The 16,265-nt window shown below is 44.1% G+C and carries 10 protein-coding genes and 1 pseudogene; all 11 read right to left on the bottom strand.

The window, feature by feature from the left end; genetic code table 11:
- Window positions 1–50: 50 nt before the first annotated feature.
- The 11 genes and pseudogenes from ACRRU2_RS14680 to rph all read right to left on the bottom strand — a co-directional run bounded on the left by ACRRU2_RS14680 (window position 51) and on the right by rph (window position 16,239).
- Window positions 51–5,162, bottom strand: coding sequence for a glycosyl hydrolase family 8 (locus ACRRU2_RS14680; protein ID WP_432502686.1), 5,112 nt, complete (start codon window positions 5,160–5,162; stop codon window positions 51–53).
- A 20-nt stretch (window positions 5,163–5,182) separates the two neighbouring features.
- Window positions 5,183–5,674, bottom strand: coding sequence for a DUF7594 domain-containing protein (locus ACRRU2_RS14675; protein WP_432502747.1), 492 nt, complete (start codon window positions 5,672–5,674; stop codon window positions 5,183–5,185).
- A gap of 24 nt (window positions 5,675–5,698) precedes the next feature.
- Window positions 5,699–6,976: pseudogene (locus ACRRU2_RS14670) on the bottom strand (glycosyl hydrolase family 8); the annotation flags it as partial.
- 110 nt (window positions 6,977–7,086) lie between these two features.
- Window positions 7,087–8,850, bottom strand: coding sequence for a sensor histidine kinase (locus tag ACRRU2_RS14665; RefSeq protein ID WP_432502684.1), 1,764 nt, complete (start codon window positions 8,848–8,850; stop codon window positions 7,087–7,089).
- A 31-nt stretch (window positions 8,851–8,881) separates the two neighbouring features.
- Window positions 8,882–10,456, bottom strand: coding sequence for a response regulator transcription factor (locus tag ACRRU2_RS14660; protein WP_432502682.1), 1,575 nt, complete (start codon window positions 10,454–10,456; stop codon window positions 8,882–8,884).
- 80 nt (window positions 10,457–10,536) lie between these two features.
- Window positions 10,537–12,198 carry an extracellular solute-binding protein gene (locus ACRRU2_RS14655; protein WP_432502744.1) on the bottom strand — a complete coding sequence of 554 codons (1,662 nt, stop codon included), beginning with the start codon at window positions 12,196–12,198 and terminating at the stop codon, window positions 10,537–10,539.
- Between the two features lie 64 nt (window positions 12,199–12,262).
- On the bottom strand, window positions 12,263–13,162 hold the full coding sequence (locus ACRRU2_RS14650; protein WP_331697076.1) for a carbohydrate ABC transporter permease: 900 nt from the start codon (window positions 13,160–13,162) through the stop codon (window positions 12,263–12,265).
- A 31-nt stretch (window positions 13,163–13,193) separates the two neighbouring features.
- Window positions 13,194–14,126, bottom strand: a complete 933-nt coding sequence (locus ACRRU2_RS14645) for an ABC transporter permease (protein WP_432502741.1) — start codon at window positions 14,124–14,126, stop codon at window positions 13,194–13,196.
- Between the two features lie 248 nt (window positions 14,127–14,374).
- On the bottom strand, window positions 14,375–14,707 hold the full coding sequence (locus ACRRU2_RS14640) for a hypothetical protein (protein WP_432502680.1): 333 nt from the start codon (window positions 14,705–14,707) through the stop codon (window positions 14,375–14,377).
- 120 nt (window positions 14,708–14,827) lie between these two features.
- Window positions 14,828–15,496, bottom strand: coding sequence for an RdgB/HAM1 family non-canonical purine NTP pyrophosphatase (rdgB, locus tag ACRRU2_RS14635; protein WP_331697079.1), 669 nt, complete (start codon window positions 15,494–15,496; stop codon window positions 14,828–14,830).
- Window positions 15,493–16,239, bottom strand: a complete 747-nt coding sequence (rph, locus tag ACRRU2_RS14630; RefSeq protein ID WP_432502677.1) for a ribonuclease PH — start codon at window positions 16,237–16,239, stop codon at window positions 15,493–15,495. The genes rdgB and rph overlap by 4 nt, the downstream gene beginning before the upstream one ends.
- Between the last annotated feature and the right edge of the window lie 26 nt (window positions 16,240–16,265).

Below are 16,265 nucleotides of genomic sequence, written 5' to 3'. Positions count from 1 at the left end.
CCGGCATTCATCAAATGCCAGCCTGCCCAATTAATACGGACTACATTGTCCTACTCTATAAATTCCATCAATTTAAGCCATACCTTCACAGCTTCAGCCCTTGTAGCATTGTCAGCAGGCGCGAATCGATTCTGTCCTTTGCCTTGCATAATTCCAATTCTGCTTACTTCAGCAACCTCTTGCTTCGCCCAAAACGGGATGCTTGACTCATCCGCGTATGAAGCTTGATCGCTTGTACCGGCTTGCTCGGACAAACCTTTAAGCCTAATAATTCTGCCCAAGATCACCCCCATTTCAGCGCGGGAAATATTAGCTTGGGGCTGGAAGGTGCCGTTACCGTACCCTTGCACCAGTCCCGCTTCGAGCGACTGGGCTACCGCCTGCCTAGCCCAATCGCTAATGCTTGCTTCATCTGAGAAGGTCAAGCTGCGCTTGCTGGCAGGCAAATCCAGCGCTCTAGCTGCTACAACTGCAAATTGCTCCCTTGTAATAGCCCGATCAGGCTGGAAGGTGCCATTAGGGTAGCCTTTAAACAGGCCGCTCTGTAAAGCCTTTTTAATAATAGCTTCCGCCCAATGCTGCTTAATATCGCTAACATCAAATTTTGGAACTTCCTGATCGTCTATTTCTTCAAGGTCTTCATCTCCGTCACCATCGCCTGGCTCCTCTTTAACTGGCTTTTCCGGCTGCCAGGTGCCTGGCACATTGTTCAACGTTGTAACGAGCCGCACATTGCTTGCTTCGGATTGGTTGCCAGCTGCATCATAGGCAATAACAGTGTAAGCATATTGCTTTGCTGGCAGTAGGCCTGTATCTTTAAATTCATGACTAGCAACTGTTGTAATTTCTACGCCGTCACGGAAAACTTTATACCCTTTTACCCCTACATTATCAGTCGAAGCCAGCCATTTCAGCTGAATCGTCGAGCTAGAAACTGCATTAGCGTAATCAATAACCGGTTTAGCAGGCGCTTCATAGTCAACGATTGCCGGTGTCCACCAATTCCCTGATGCAACGATCATGCTGAGCAGCCGGATATTGTTGCTGAAATATACCTCATCCTCTGTTTTTGGCGCAGCATTGTAATCCCACAACTTGTTGAGCCATTGCTGATTGGATTGATCAATCATTGCACTTACCATAAATGGGGCAGAGAACGTAAGATCCTCCCATTCTGCCAGCTCCGTGTCGCCGTCAAGCGTATATCCGCTTTTTATATTCGAAGGCGTATGATCCGTTTTGGCGCGAATCCAATTATTCATAGTTGTCAGCTGTTCTAGTGCACGTTTCTCGCCAGATATTAAATAATCAGTGCCCAGTCTCCATGGTGTTCTCGCAGAGTTGTAATAATAATCTCCGTCATTTTCGGATTCTAAAAACCAAGGCGGAGCAGGTATAAAGGATTGGCCATCTTTAATAACAAAGTCCGGAATAAGCCCTGTTTCTGTGCTATGAGTCTTAAATAGACTGTTTAATATGGCATACGTCTGGTCTATCACTTGATCCCAGCGCTTATCACCGCTTACGAGGCGGTAATCCTTCAAATGCTGCGTCATCCAATCGGAAGGGCGAGTAGCGCTTGCCCACTTGCCGGAAGTAGCCCAATCCGCAATGCGCAGTGTCCAATCCGTCTTATTGACTTCTGCGTCCATAATCGCGTTAATTAACTTTTTCGCTTCATTCAAGTAATGAACATCGCCCGAGCTTCCCCACTGGCTGTGAGCCAGCAGCAGCGCATAGGCAATATCCATATCGCCGTCAGTAGCTGAATCTACTCCATTGATATCAATAATCGCAGTTCCTGTATCCCCTTGCTGCCAAGCCATTAAATTTGGATTGATTTCGCTTGGATGAGCCTTGAAATAACGGAACATAGCATCAAAATCATCGCGTGTATCCTCTTCCAGACCTGCCATTAGCGCTAATATGAGCATGCCGTAGCCATGTGCTTCGGATACCGTAATCGGCATATAAGTCATGCCGGTTTCCTCATCCGTTTCTTCCTCAAACCAGCTTCCGTCTGAATACCAGACATACTTTTGCGATGCGTCATATGGATTTTCAGTTAAATATTTGTTTTTCCATTCCTGGAATAAGCGTAAAACCGTTGCATCCATCTCCGCTTGCGAGATATGATTCGGCTTGATGCTATTGCCTGCATAATCGGTATGCTGCGGAAACGGCCTGTTTAGACCAGTACTGGATGGCTCTGTATTTGTCCTTACATCAATGCTGTTGCTGGCCATGGATTCCACATTCTCAGGACTGTAAGCCGTAACATGATAGAGGTAATTCGTATCTGGACTTAGCCCTGAATCCGCATAGGCTGCTGCACTCGCTGGCAGGTTGGCAATTTTTACGCCGTCACGATACAGATGATACCCGGAAACTTCTACGTTTCCTGATGGAGCTGCCCACTTCAAATTAACTTCAAATTGAGAAACCGCCGTTCCGGACAAATCAGTTGGCGCTGAAGGCGGCTCCAGCTCCACAGGCCCGTCAATTGTCGTTACTTCCACGCCAATTGAGTTCATTCTGGCGCCAACAGCTTTTATAACAAAATCATATTTTTTTGAGGGGTTCAGCTGTGGGACAACCAAGCTGTAATCTGCCATATCCTGTTCAGCAGCAATATACTCGCTCCAATGAACGGCAAGCTTGTCGTTTTTCTCGTAGATGCGGTAGCCTCTAATTGGTTCATCGCTGCTTTCAGGCGCGGACCAGGTTATCGTTGCTGCTGTTCCGTCTACTTTTACTGCCGCATTTGCTGGCGCGTTCGGCTTTAAATCAGTACGTTTAATACCATAGGAATCATATTTAAATAGGCCTTTGCCGACTGTACCCTCCTTTTCTTCATCAGCAACCGCAGCTGTGAAAGAATCAAAGGACAGAACATCACTAGTAACGGACACATCGATAAACATTTTTTTGAATGGCTGCTCGTTAATATTGGCAAAGAAATGATCATAGAGAATCGGATTTCCGTTCTCGTCCTTTTTAATAACTGGATTCCAGTTTTCATCAAATTCATGCAAATATTCTTGCTTCGTATAAAATTTATTGCCAAGTGCATTCGGCATTAAATAAATCGTTCCTTTAGGATTAACGGCATGGCCATTTCCATCAAATGTCAGTTCATCCTCAGGGATAACCTTATTTCCATACATCTGGAAGGATCGCATATACATATGGTCATGGGCTTCAAACACCATATCAATACCGAGCTCATCAAAAACAGGAATCAAATGCTGACGGTAAAATTGAACACGTTCGTCCTCGTAAAGCGCAGAATTATCGCCAGAGGCGTATGGGCTTTTGTGAAACGAAACAAATTTCCACTTTTTATCCGATTTCGCCACTGTATGCTTCATCCAATTAACTTGCGCTCTAAATTCCGGATCTTCCCAATCAATATCCTTGCCATTGGATGCCAATCCGCCTTCATATTGTGAATTAAACACGATATAAAGAGCGTCACCGTACTCAAAAGAATATACCGAGCCTTCATGAGTGCCTGCTACTACTTGCCGCGGTACATTGAAATGATGATAAAAATTGCTGTTGTCCGTCGTAACGTCCCCATCATAATCATTGACCTCATGCCCGCCCAGCACAGGCACGAAAGGCACATGCAGCAAGGAATCCTCTGCTACCTGAAGCATCCATTGCCACTGCGTCTCCAGATCGCCATTGTCCACTAAATCTCCAGCCGAAATTAAAAATTTTGGGCTCCCCATATATTGAACAGCCTTTCTAAACGTATCGCCCCATGCTTCGAAATTGGAAAGGCTGGAGGCCTGTGAATCAGCCCCTACAATAAAGCGGTAATCCTGATGCTCAGCGGTATCTGTCGTAAAAGAGCCGACCTTGCTCCACGAACCACTCTCTCCATTACCTAGGCGATACCGATATGTAACCCCTGGCTCAAGACCATCGGCAATGACCTTGTGGCTTACAAATGCCGTTCGCTTATCTGTTTGACGATCACCGGCGACCAAATAGGTGTTTACAATTTCTTCTGTTCCGCGAAATACTTTGGCACCGGTATCAGGAAATACATCGCCAGTTACTTTATCAGCCTCGATCACTTCCGCTACTGTAGGAGTCATTTGGTCGGTATACCATGCAAAAGCAATACTCGTTCTCGGGTCACCATTGAAAGCCATGTTTACGAGCCTCGGCTTATTAGGCGATTCAGCCAAAGTAAAGGACCAGGTAAAATCACTAATAAGAGCTGCTCCTTCTATACCCTGCACATTTTCTTTCTTTATCGTTATCGTATAAGTTTCTCCATAGTCAAACTGAGGTGTATGGATGATCAGACGCGACTTATTTGCCTCATCAATAGTTGCATATGTTCCGCTAACAGCTTCATCGCTTCCATTTACGACTTGAATGCCGTTATCAAGGAGTGTGATTTCCTTATTAAAAACGACTGCGACCTCTGTATCTTTGTTCACTTGCTTGTCTTGATGAGCTGGCGTTGTGCTGACAGCGATCAGCGGCTCGATCACTTCGCCGAGCGCGTTTCCTTTGATAATGACATTATCGATCGTGCTGACTCCCCATTCGCCAAGCTCCCTTTGCGGGTTTGCTGCAGCAGCCGATTGAATGACCCAGCGAATATAAACCTGCTCCTGATCGCTCATCCATTCCGGCAGTTTCTGATCAACAAGCCTGCAATCATCGGAATTGCAGCTGCTTGAAGGCGGCAGCACTACATCTTTCACCTTCGTCCAATGGATTTGATCTGTACTTACTTCTACAGCAAAATCCTTCGGCCCAGAGTTACCGGAGCGCTGCTCGGAGGATAATGTAATATTGTCGAAATTCTTAGTAGATAGTGTAACAAGCCAATACTTTGTATTAATGCCTTCTCTCCAGTCAACATACCCCGTATTCCCTGAAGCGGAGTCATATTTGACATTACCGATAACCGTCATTTGGGCAAGATTGCGATATAATCCGCTCGTGGCACCGGCTATCCGATTTTCATTCACAATGCCGCCCTGCGACATCCAGGCTGCAATCGTATGATTGCTGCCAGTGCCGGATTCGGCACTGACATAGTTTTTGCTGGTTACAAACAGGTTCGACAGCAGCAGCATAGCTGCCAGCAGTATCGCTATTCCCCGCTTATTTGATTGATTGAATCTGGGCATTATTTTTCTCCTCTCGAACGTTAACCGCCGTTAATAACAAGAACTGGACGTCTGGAGGCTGTTGTATTTTCTTTCGATGCAAATGCCGCCCCATAATCTTCGGTCAAGCCTATGATTCTAAAATTCAATTGATTGCCTGATTGCTGCTGAACATAGGAAGTAACATCCAAATAAACATACTGTCCCGCTGCACTGGCAGTAGCAGAGCCCAAAGCGGTTCCAGCTTCCGTTGGCCGATTGGCATACGTAATTCCCGTCTCCGTCCAAGAGTTGTTCTGAATGCCATATGCTCTAAGAGGGAAGGTCGGCGTGTTGCTATGCAAGCTAGTCACATACAGCTTGATTTGAGCAGAATTAATCGTTCCAGAAACAGAGGATTTATTAAATCTCAAGTAAGCTTCTCTCACATAGGCAGAATTGTTATCTCTTTTCTTTACCGTCAATGTCGTATCTGTACCATAGTTGGTACTTGTCATACCGCCATGTACATAGCTGTCGGCTGTAACTGCCAGTGTATAGCCTGTGGAGGCGCTTGCAGGAGCGGGCTTCCACCAATTTCCGGAAACAAAAAGCATATTCATTAAATTGTAAGTGTCGCTAAAATAGCTTGATTTCGCGTTTTTCATATAATCCCAGCCGGCATTTACCCAGCTTTGGTGGCTAGAGTTAGCGGTTGCTGCAGAAATGAAAGGCGATGTAAATACGGCAGAGCTATAGCTGTTCAGAGCATTGCCGCTTAGTGTATAACCCGCGGTTATCGCTGAAGGCGAGCCGCCAGTCTTGCCTTTTATCCAGCCGGAAATCTTGTCCGCAATCGTCTTTGCTCTTGTCTCCCCGTAAAAGGCATAGTCCATTACTACGCGCAGCGGTACTCTGGCAGCATTATAGTAATACTGATTGGTTTCTTTAAATTCATTCAAAAACCATTCAGGCGCCGGTTTGGCCGGATTGTCTACAATAAAGTCTGAAATAAGTCCTGTAGAGGAAGCGTAGCTGTTGCTTACCTGGCTATAAGTCGTGTATAGCGTGTTAATGACGTTGTTCCACGTATTGTCGCCTGTTACGTCGTAGAAAGCTCTCAGATGGCTGAACATCCAGTCAGATGGCCTGGAATTCAAAGCGCTCTTGGAGTCCCAATCACCAAGATTCAAGCGATTATTCGTAGTAAAATTGCTTGACTTGATCGCATTTATCATATTTTTAGCTTCTTGCAAATAGTTGATCGTGCCGCCCGAGCCCCATTGGTGATGAGCTAGTATGAGCGAATACGCAATATCCAGATCGCCGTCAGTAGCCGAGCTGAAATTTCCTTGAGCATTCACATGATCTGCGACTACCCAGCCCATCAATGCAGGGTTAATGGAGCTTTTATACGCTCGCGCAGTTTTGAATAATCCGTTGTATATGGTTTGGGCTTGAGAGTCGTGACCAGCCATCAGCACGGTAATAATCATGCCGAAGCCTTGACCCTCGGATGTGCCAAGAGGGGTATAACCTCCCGCGCTGCCGGTAATTTCTCCTTTCACATAATAGCCGCCTGGCAGCGAGGATAGATTATTTTTAAGGTACTTGCCTTTCCAGTAGTCATAATAGGAGGAAACAGATGCGTTGAGTGAAGCCTGACTGACATGATTAGGTTTAATGATGCCGGCAAATGTTTGCTGCTGAGGAAACGGCCTTGCTTCATTGGCCGCTGCTGCCAAGCCGCCCGGTACAAATGGCAGCTGTGGCAAGCTGGCTAGCAGCAGCACTGCTAGACCGGCCAGCAACGTTTTTCTCAAGCTTTTTACACGCGTAAAAATAGAGACTAACATATAGACACCTCCTTGGAATTACAGATGATTTTTTGATCTGCATGTTCATTATAGAAGGTGCGTAACAAGTTAAACTACTTGCATAATCAACGATTACTGATATAAATTAATTATTTTGCAGATATGGGTGGATTTGCCGGAATGATGATCAAGACGGTTGTTCCTATTCCCAGCTTGCTGAAGATAGAAACGCCATACGGCTTGCCATAATGAAGTTTAATGCGCTGATCGACATTGCGGATGCCGATGCCTACGTTTAATTGATCCAAAGGATCGAATATTTGCCGGATCGTATCCGGATGCATGCCATAACCGTCATCAATTATTTTTATGACAACCTTTTTATCTGCTTTTTGAATAATGACACGCATTCTAACGCCGCTTTCCGTCCAGGCATGCTCAAACACATTTTCAATGATCGGCTGGAGAATCAGCTTGATTGTTTCACAATCCAGCGCATCGGGATCTATGTCGTACCAGGCTTGCAGCTGCTCGCCATACTTCGTCCGCTGAATATTAATATAAGCCTGCGCCTGCGCCCATTCATCCCTCAGCAATATTAGGTGCTTCCCGTCATTCAACGTTAGGCGATAAAATTTGGAAAGATCGATTACCATGCGGTTAAGCTTCTCTACTTCGCCGAATTTAGCCAACGAGCTGATGGAAGACAGCGTATTATATAAAAAATGGGGATTAATCTGGGATTGCAGGGATTCCAGCTCTGCTTCCTTTTTTTCAATATTCGTCAAATAAACTTCGTCTATGAGCGCTTCGGTATCCTTTCCCATATCATTCAGCGCTTTGGCGATCATGCCAAATTCGTCATTCCCTTTATAGTTCATCCGCTTGTGAAATTCCCCTTCGCGGAATGCGCTTAGCACCGACACAATTTTCCCAACCCTTTTTGAGAAATAACCGCTTAAAAAATAGCCGACCATAATAAACACAATTAAACAAGCGATGCCGACAATTACCGTAACCGTACGCACTTGGTCAATATCTTTTTCTATAATTGTAGTCGGAATAAGCGTTATCAATTTCCAGTTCAAATAAGGCAGGCTTTCTTCAAGCACAATATGCTCACTATAATAATCGCTGTCAATCTGATTTGGAGCCGCAAGCAGCAGTTCCCCAGAGGAATATACAATCTCTCCCTGCTCATTCACGATATAGATGGAGCTTCCTTCGCCAATTTTTTCGCTGTCCACGCTATGAAATAAATCCGACAGATTATATGTAATTCTCATAAAAGCCAGCTCTTTGAAGTCTCTAAATTCTCGCACATCAACTACACGCCGCAGCAACGATATTAAACCATGCTCTGCATCATCCTCTATTTGAGCCCAACGCATCGTATGCCCGTATTCCTCCGCAGGAAATTCCATATACCAAGCTGTGTCTTTTATCCGATCAATATAATATAAGTCAAAGCTGCCATTGGTTAATACATAGGGTACAGCTATCCTTTTTAGGCTGTACACTTCATAAAGTGTTTTGTTATGGATGTAGAAGGAAAGCAAGGCCGGTAAATTGGACGATTTTATAGTATCCTGCAGCTTCGGCAACAAATAATTAGCTGTATTATCATACTCATCCCAACCCTCATGTTTTTGTTTTAAAATGAATATGAGCTTAGAATCATGATACAGCAGCCTGGAGGTATGAATGGCCGCATCCAGCTTATATGTAATATTGTCCGTTATTTGCTGCAAAGTGCCATTAATATTGTTTTTTGTTTGTTCGCGAATAGAAGTCACATAGATCGTGCTGGCTATAGCAACGACAGTAACTAGCGGAACCACAATAAGCAAGCAGTAAGAAAGCATCATTTTGTAGCCTATCGGTATAAATCGCAGCTTTTGTCGCGGCTCCATATCAGCTCTCCTTTGGAATCAAATCTTGAACTTATACCTGTTTTCTATACTCATTGGGGGTCATGCCAAAGCTCTTCTTGAACTGTCTGCTGAAATAAGGCAAATAGCGATACCCGACTATGTCCGCTACCTCATATACTTTTATCGTAGGATCCTTTAGCAGCTCTGCCGCCTTGACCATCCGCAGCTCGATTACATATTCACTATAATGCTTGCCTGTCTGTTCCTTAAACAGCAAACCCAAATAATTAGGAGAGAAAGTGAAGCGATCCGCCATTTGCCGCAGAGTCAAATTTTCCTGCAAATGCTCTTTGATGTGATCCATAACATCTCGGATTAAACGGCTGTTTTTATTTTGACGTTTTTGGTTAAGAAGCTCGGATATTTCATACAAATTTCTTCTCAGCCAGCTTTGAATATCATTGATCGTCTCGAAGCGAAGCAACACGTCCAAATCCTTCAGCTCAAGATTCAATATTTTAAACAAGTCTTCATTCTCCTGATGCAGAAACAGCTGCAGTTTCATCACAATATGCAAAACAAAATTGTATACGGTAAACCGCGATGACCATTGCGCAGTCATTCGAAATAAAACCGCAAGCTCATCATGCAGCTTAACGAGCTCGTAATTAGCAACAGATTCAAGCAACGTATCCAATTGAATGTCCAAATGCTCTGCATGCATTTTCTCAGAGCACGGTATGTCGGAGTAGGCAATCCATTTGCCTTTTCCGGCGAACATTTTGTGATCAAGCGCTGCTGCAGCCTGTTTAAAGGACATTCGAAGCTTCTCCTTACAATAAACAGCTTCTCCTATGCCGCCTGTAATTGAAAATGGCAGCTCTTGTTGTATCCTATCATTCATATCATGCAAATCTACACCTCTTGACAGGCAATTTTCCAACAGGATCACGAGGCGATGCTCCCCTATTTTGCTTACATAATTAATGTTTCTTTCTTGACATGCCTCATAGGTGTATTTGCGAAAAATAGCAATCCATTCATTCTTTTCATGTTCCGAGTAGTGATTGAGCTTCCAGGCCAAATCGTCAGGCTCCAAGACAGCTACTTGGATCGGCCAGCATAATTGAAGCTGTTCTTCGATTTCATTAAATGTATGCATATATTGTGGATTGGCAGGGTCCTCCAACAGTATTTGCCAGAAGTCTTTTTGTATCTTGGGAATTAGCTGCTTATAATTTTCCTCGGCTTCACGTCTCATTCTTTCTTTATCAAGCTCGCTTCTAATCGAAAGCAAGGATTGTTTCACTTCATCATCATCAAATGGTTTAAGCAAATAGCCGCTGGCCTGCAATGACAGAGCTGCCTTGACATAATTGAATTCCTGATGACCGCTTATAAACATAACTCGCAGATCACTTTGCTTATCGATCGCTTTTCTGGCAAGCTCCAGTCCAGTCATAAGCGGCATATGTATATCTGTTATTAGGAGGTCAATAGTGTGTTCATTCATGAGCTCCAACGCCAAAAAGCCGCTGTTAACGGCTCCCACAACTTCAAATCCTAAATCACTCCAAGGAAAAAACACTTCCAGCGCTTGCAAATCAAGCAGTTCATCGTCCACGATAACAATTTTATATGCCATGCACTCACCTCAATAAGCAATTTATGTGAAGTTAAAAGAGATTAGGGGGGAGCCCCCCCAATCCTATTGAAGTTCAAGCACTATTGGCTTAATAGCTTTAAATTTTCCTGCCAAATTTTAGTTTGGAAAGCAAGCAATTTTTCATATCCTGCCTTCTGGGCATCTGCCTCGGCTTTATCTAAAATTTTAATCACTTCTTCTTCGTTTTTGGCATATAGCGCTTTGGAGAAGGATTCCGTGTAAATATCTTCTATTTTTTGCTCAATAATTCCTTCATCTGAATCTGGAAAAGGATGCAAATTAACAAATGCCGAGGCGTTAAATTGCGTTTTCCAAGTAATTTCTGTCTGCCATCTCGTTTCCCAATTTCGTTTTTCTTCCGGAAAAGTAAGCTCAATTGCAGCTTTGCGCGTATCGATAAAGACTGTATTTCCATTCCATTGGAAGTTGTTGGTCGTATTCATCAGCTCGGCAACCTTAGCGCTCTCAGAGAAGTAACGATCATTAAATAGCGGTCCGCCTTCCTCGTTTGTGCCTTCCCAGTACAAGCCTTCAGGACCCCAGAATATCGTGCGCTGTCCCTCTTCTCCCGTGTACCAATCTAAAAATGCAAAAATATGCTCAGGGTTTTTATGATTCGTTGTAATAACACTTACGTTCCAGCCAACACTCGCCCAGTCTCCCGGCCACACTTTGTTTTTATCGACGCCTTCCTTATGAAGCGGCCAGATCATCATATAGCCTGGATGATTCGGATTTGATTCCTTTACGAGCGAATCTGCAAGCGCAGCAATCTCTGTAGGGGTTGAGGCAGCAAATACAGCTACGCGATCGGAATACATTCTCTCCTTCACTTGATCTTCTGTCTGCGTTAAGGCATCATGCGTAATCAGCTTCTCTTGAAACAGCTTGTTGGCAAAAACCATCATTTCGCGGAAAACAGGGTTTACGAATAATGAAGTAAGCTTATCGTTTTCTGGCACCGCAAGCTGACTAATATAAGTTTTAGGGAAATCATTTGCAAAGCCAGATACCATCAGCTCGATTCCTTGGCGTTCTATGCCCGGATCAAAAGGGGTAACGCTTGAACCATACTTCTCCTTTACCATTTTCAAATAGCTGTACAAATCGTCGAAGGTTTCCAGCTTAGGGCTGCCAAGCTCTTCGTAAATACGCTTATTGACGACATAGCCGGAATTTCCGTTAGGCTGTGTTGTATACCAATTCGGAAACTGATAAAGTTTACCGTCTGGAGAGCGAAGTAAATCAATCGTAGACTCGCCAACCCATTTTTTCATATTCGGGTACTTATCCAGCCAATCATCAAAAGGCACCAGCATGCCGGCTTCGCGCAGCTTCTCCACATCGGAGCCGCGTTCCAGCCATATGACGTCCGGCAAAGACTTCGAAGCAATCATCGTGCTTAACTTTTGCTCAGCGTTGTTGCCGGAAGGAATACTTGTTACCGTTACCTTTTTATTTTCTTTAATCCAGGCAGTCGCTGCATCTTCACCCCAAGGGTACATCGTGTACCAGTCATAATGGCCATAAAAGGTAAAATCAACTGGTGTTTCCCCAAGTACAAAGCCTTTTTCCTCTTCATCCTTGTTCACGTTCGTCGCAGCAGGACTTGTATTTGGTTTCTCGTTTGATCCGCTGTCTTTGCTGCAGCCTGTTAATATAATCGTAAAAACAAAGATGACGGCAAGTGAAATCTTAAAGCTTTTGTTCATTTTGTTCATTTTGTTCATCTGTAAATATCCCCTTTCATTTTTTTGTTATATGTTCAAAGCAATTTGCTTCAAACTACTCCTTAAGCGAACCTATCAAAACGCCTTTTACGAAATATTTCTGAACAAACGGATAAACAAGCATGATCGGGATTGAGGCGACCATCATCGTAGCCATCGATAGGGACTTAGTAGTCACATTGCTTCTCATGCGCGACATCGCAGACTTTGCAGCTGAATTGAGCTGCGACATTTGCTCAGTCATAATGTTGGAATTCAATATTTGCTGAAGCTTCGTTTGAATAGGCAGCAGCTCTGCTTTATTAATAAAAATACTTGGTGCAAACCAATCGTTCCAGTGATACACCGCCGTAAATAGAGATAACGTAGCAATTACCGGGCCTGACAGCGGCAGAGCAATTCGGAAAAGTGTTCCCCAGTTCGTGCAACCGTCAATTTTCGCTGATTCCTCCAGCCCATCGGGAAGCCCTCGAAAAAAAGTTCTGAAAATAATCATATTCCATACACTAATCATTCCTGGTATAACCATGACCCAAAAAGTATCCATCATGCCAAGCTCACGAATTAGCAGGAAATACGGGATTAAACCGCCGCTAAAGTACATTGTAAAAATACACATAACCATATAAAATTTCTTGTTCATCAAATTTTTTTTGGACATGCCATATGCGAAAATTGCTGTAGCTATAATGGACAGGAACGTTCCTACAACCGTCCGCAAAACGGAAATGATAAACCCGTCGACGATGCGGCTGTCCTTAAATACAATTTGGTAATTATCCCAAGTGAAATTTCTCGGCCAGAAGGTTACCCCGCCCAATGCGGTGTCCGCGCCATTGTTGACCGAAATAACAGCTGAATTCCAAAAGGGATAAAAGGTAGCAAACCCGAGCAGGCATAGGAATGTATAGATTACGATATACATAGCCTTATCCCCGCCGCTTAACTTCATCATAGCTGATCATCCTTTCTTGGCCGCAAGCCTACTACCACAAGCTATTGCCGCTTCGGCGGGCAGCGTAGTTGGCAGCAGCCAGCAATGCTATACTGATAACCGCTTTGAACAGCCCAATCGCTGTCGCATAGGAATATCTTTGATTTTGAATGCCGATACGATAAACATAAACATCAATAACATCAGACACTTCACGAATAGCCGGGGATTCCAGCAGCAAAATATCTTCAAAGCCGGCACTGAGCAAATTGCCGATAGCAAGAATCATAAAAATAATGATGACCGGCATAATAGTCGGTATGGTAATCAAGTACATTTGCTTAAAACGGCTGGCGCCATCAATCGATGCCGCTTCGTAAAGCTGCGGATTGACGCCTGCAATCGCTGCCAAATAAATAATCGATCCGAATCCGATTCCTTTCCATACATCGGCCATAACGAGAATGCTCCAAAAGTACTGCGGCAAAGAAAGAAAGCTGACCGGTTCCTCAATTAAATTAAAATTGACCAAAAGCATATTCACACTGCCGTTATCGGTGGACAGCATGGAGGAAACCATTTGGGCTACGATTACCCAGGATATAAAATGCGGCAAATAGCTGATCGTTTGGATGAAGCGTTTAAAAAACATCTTTCTTACTTCATTCAGCATAAGCGCCAAGATGATAGGTGCCGGAAAACCTATTAGCAGCTTTAGAAAACTGATTACGATTGTATTTCGCATCACCCTTGAAAAATCTGAATCATTGAAAAAAGCGCTGAAATGTTTAAACCCTACCCAAGGACTATCCAAAAAGCCTTTGAATAAGCTGTAATCCTGAAACCCGATCATCACCCCATACATAGGAATGTATTGGAATACAAAGATCATGAGCAGCGCAGGGATGACCATCAGCTGTATATCCCATTGAGCAGCCAGCCGATTCCAATAAGATCGTTGCTCAAGCGGAAGCGCCTTGCCCATCGCTTTATTTGGTTGAGGCATTAACGTTTTCTCCCTTCCTTTCATACTTGGCTTGTGACACTCATTATAGCGACAGGACGATGGAAGAAACTACTTGTATTGTCAACGAATTGTGATACTAATTAATGATTGCGTTAAAAATCATCAATTTCTCGCAAGGATAAACTTCTCCGCCGTCCAAGTTTATAGTAAAACTTATTAATGCTTATAATTGCACAAAAAAGCCCATCATCTCGATGGGCTTTTCATTACAATATATTCATTGATTCAATATGCTGCCTAGTTTCGTCCGTCCCGTGTTCATAAAGCTTGGAATAGATTTCTTTAATAATTCGATCATAATCATCCATAAGCTCCGAGCTGGGCGTTGACTCAAAAAAGGTGAGAAAGCTCGTCAAGGCTATACCATTATCGCTATGATACATTTCATCAAATAATTCCTTAAGCTGCATGACTTCTTGCTCGCTAGCAATAATTTCAAGCTCGTAATCTGCCGCCTTAGGATCAGCGAGTATTTGCATCGCGTGTACAGACACATAATAAGGTTTTTTATTATGCTCGTTGTGATTGTGCTGCTCCATGCCAAAGCCTCCTTATAAACCTGCATTTCTAATAGGTGATAAGGTAGCTTCCCCCAACATATCCCTTTTTTATTCCTGCTTCTTTACGCCGCAAACCGGGTTATGTACTTATGTATTAGCTTACATTTGCCCTTCAAGCTTAGCCAGCAATTTCCTCAGTGCTTCTCCGCGATGGCTAATCTGCTGCTTTTCCGCTTTTGAAAGCTCAGCTATAGAGCACCCAAGCTGTGGCAGCCATAGCAGCGGATCATAGCCAAAGCCGCCTTCACCTAGAGGCTTGTCCATAATATAACCGCTAACGGTACCTTCTGCTTCTATAAACTCATCTTTGATTGGATCATACAAGGACAGCACGCATACGAAATGCGCCTTGCTCAGCAAGCTTCTGTCCGCTGGCCATGCTTCTATTTCCTTGGCTTCTATATGTGCAGCTGCGGCCTTAAGCTCATGCAGCAGTTTGTCATTATTAGACTTATCAGTTGCGCCTTCGCCGGAATAACGCGCGGAGTAGACGCCCGGTGCACCGTCAAGCGCATCTACACAAAGGCCCGAATCATCAGCTAGCACAGGAATGCCAAGTGCAAGAGCCATTGTTTTTGCTTTTTTGCGCGCATTGGCAACAAAAGTATCGCCGTCCTCTACAATATCCGGTATATCAGGATAATCGGCTAGGCTGGTTACAATCGTATCGCCTGTTTGCAAAGCATGCTGAAATTCTAGCAATTTGCCAGGGTTTCTTGTAGCAATAACGATTGTTTTTGGGCTCGAGTCCAGTTGCTCATTACTCATTGTGAAGCCTCCCCAATTCTCGTGCCTCTTTCGCCAAGCACTTCCTTTTGAATTGAAATTAATTGTTGAATGCCAGATTCAGCCAGCTCAAGCAGCTCATTGAGCTCCTGGCGAGAAAATGGAGCTTCCTCTCCTGTTCCCTGCACCTCTACAAATTTGCCGCTGCCAGTCATAACTACATTCATATCCACCTTCGCGCTGGAATCTTCCTCGTAGTTCAAATCAAGAATAGCCTCGTCATTAATAATACCAACACTGCTTGAAGCAAGGAAAGCGGTAATTGGATATTTCGTGAAGGAATGGGACTGAGACAATCTGTGGACTGCTATTGAGAGAGCTACAAATGCTCCTGTTATCGAAGTTGTTCTTGTGCCGCCATCTGCTTGTATAACATCGCAATCCAGCGTAATCGTACGCTCGCCCAATGCGTGCAAATCTACTACAGAACGAAGCGCTCTGCCGATCAAACGCTGAATCTCCATTGTTCTTCCAGAAAGCTTTCCTTTTGCCGACTCACGATGATTGCGAGAATGAGTTGCTCTTGGCAGCATGGAATACTCTGCTGTTACCCAGCCTTTGCCCTGTCCTTTCATAAATGGGGGAACACGTTCCTCAACGGTTGCTGTGCAGATTACTTTCGTATCGCCAACCTCAATCAACACTGAGCCCTCTGCGTGCTTATTCACATCTGTTGTTATTAAAACGGCCCGTAATTGATCGGACTGCCGCTTGTCATTTCGCATGTATAAAAGCCTCCTGATTTTTTAAT

Origin of the sequence: Paenibacillus sp. GXUN7292, from assembly GCF_050864975.1 — a bacterium.
Lineage (GTDB): Bacteria > Bacillota > Bacilli > Paenibacillales > Paenibacillaceae > Pristimantibacillus.
The sequence above is the reverse complement of the archived record's forward strand: the minus strand, read 5'-3'. Positions and strand labels throughout refer to the sequence as shown.

Bases quoted from the DNA above. Each gene is read 5' to 3' on its own strand.
- ACRRU2_RS14680 (WP_432502686.1), bottom strand. From the start codon at position 5,162: ATGCCCAGATTCAATCAATCAAATAAGCGGGGAATAGCGATACTGCTG.
- ACRRU2_RS14665 (WP_432502684.1), bottom strand. From the start codon at position 8,850: ATGGAGCCGCGACAAAAGCTGCGATTTATACCGATAGGCTACAAAATG.
- ACRRU2_RS14660 (WP_432502682.1), bottom strand. From the start codon at position 10,456: ATGGCATATAAAATTGTTATCGTGGACGATGAACTGCTTGATTTGCAA.
- ACRRU2_RS14655 (WP_432502744.1), bottom strand. From the start codon at position 12,198: ATGAACAAAATGAACAAAAGCTTTAAGATTTCACTTGCCGTCATCTTT.
- ACRRU2_RS14650 (WP_331697076.1), bottom strand. From the start codon at position 13,162: ATGATGAAGTTAAGCGGCGGGGATAAGGCTATGTATATCGTAATCTAT.
- ACRRU2_RS14645 (WP_432502741.1), bottom strand. From the start codon at position 14,126: ATGGGCAAGGCGCTTCCGCTTGAGCAACGATCTTATTGGAATCGGCTG.
- ACRRU2_RS14640 (WP_432502680.1), bottom strand. From the start codon at position 14,707: ATGGAGCAGCACAATCACAACGAGCATAATAAAAAACCTTATTATGTG.
- rdgB (WP_331697079.1), bottom strand. From the start codon at position 15,496: ATGAGTAATGAGCAACTGGACTCGAGCCCAAAAACAATCGTTATTGCT.
- rph (WP_432502677.1), bottom strand. From the start codon at position 16,239: ATGCGAAATGACAAGCGGCAGTCCGATCAATTACGGGCCGTTTTAATA.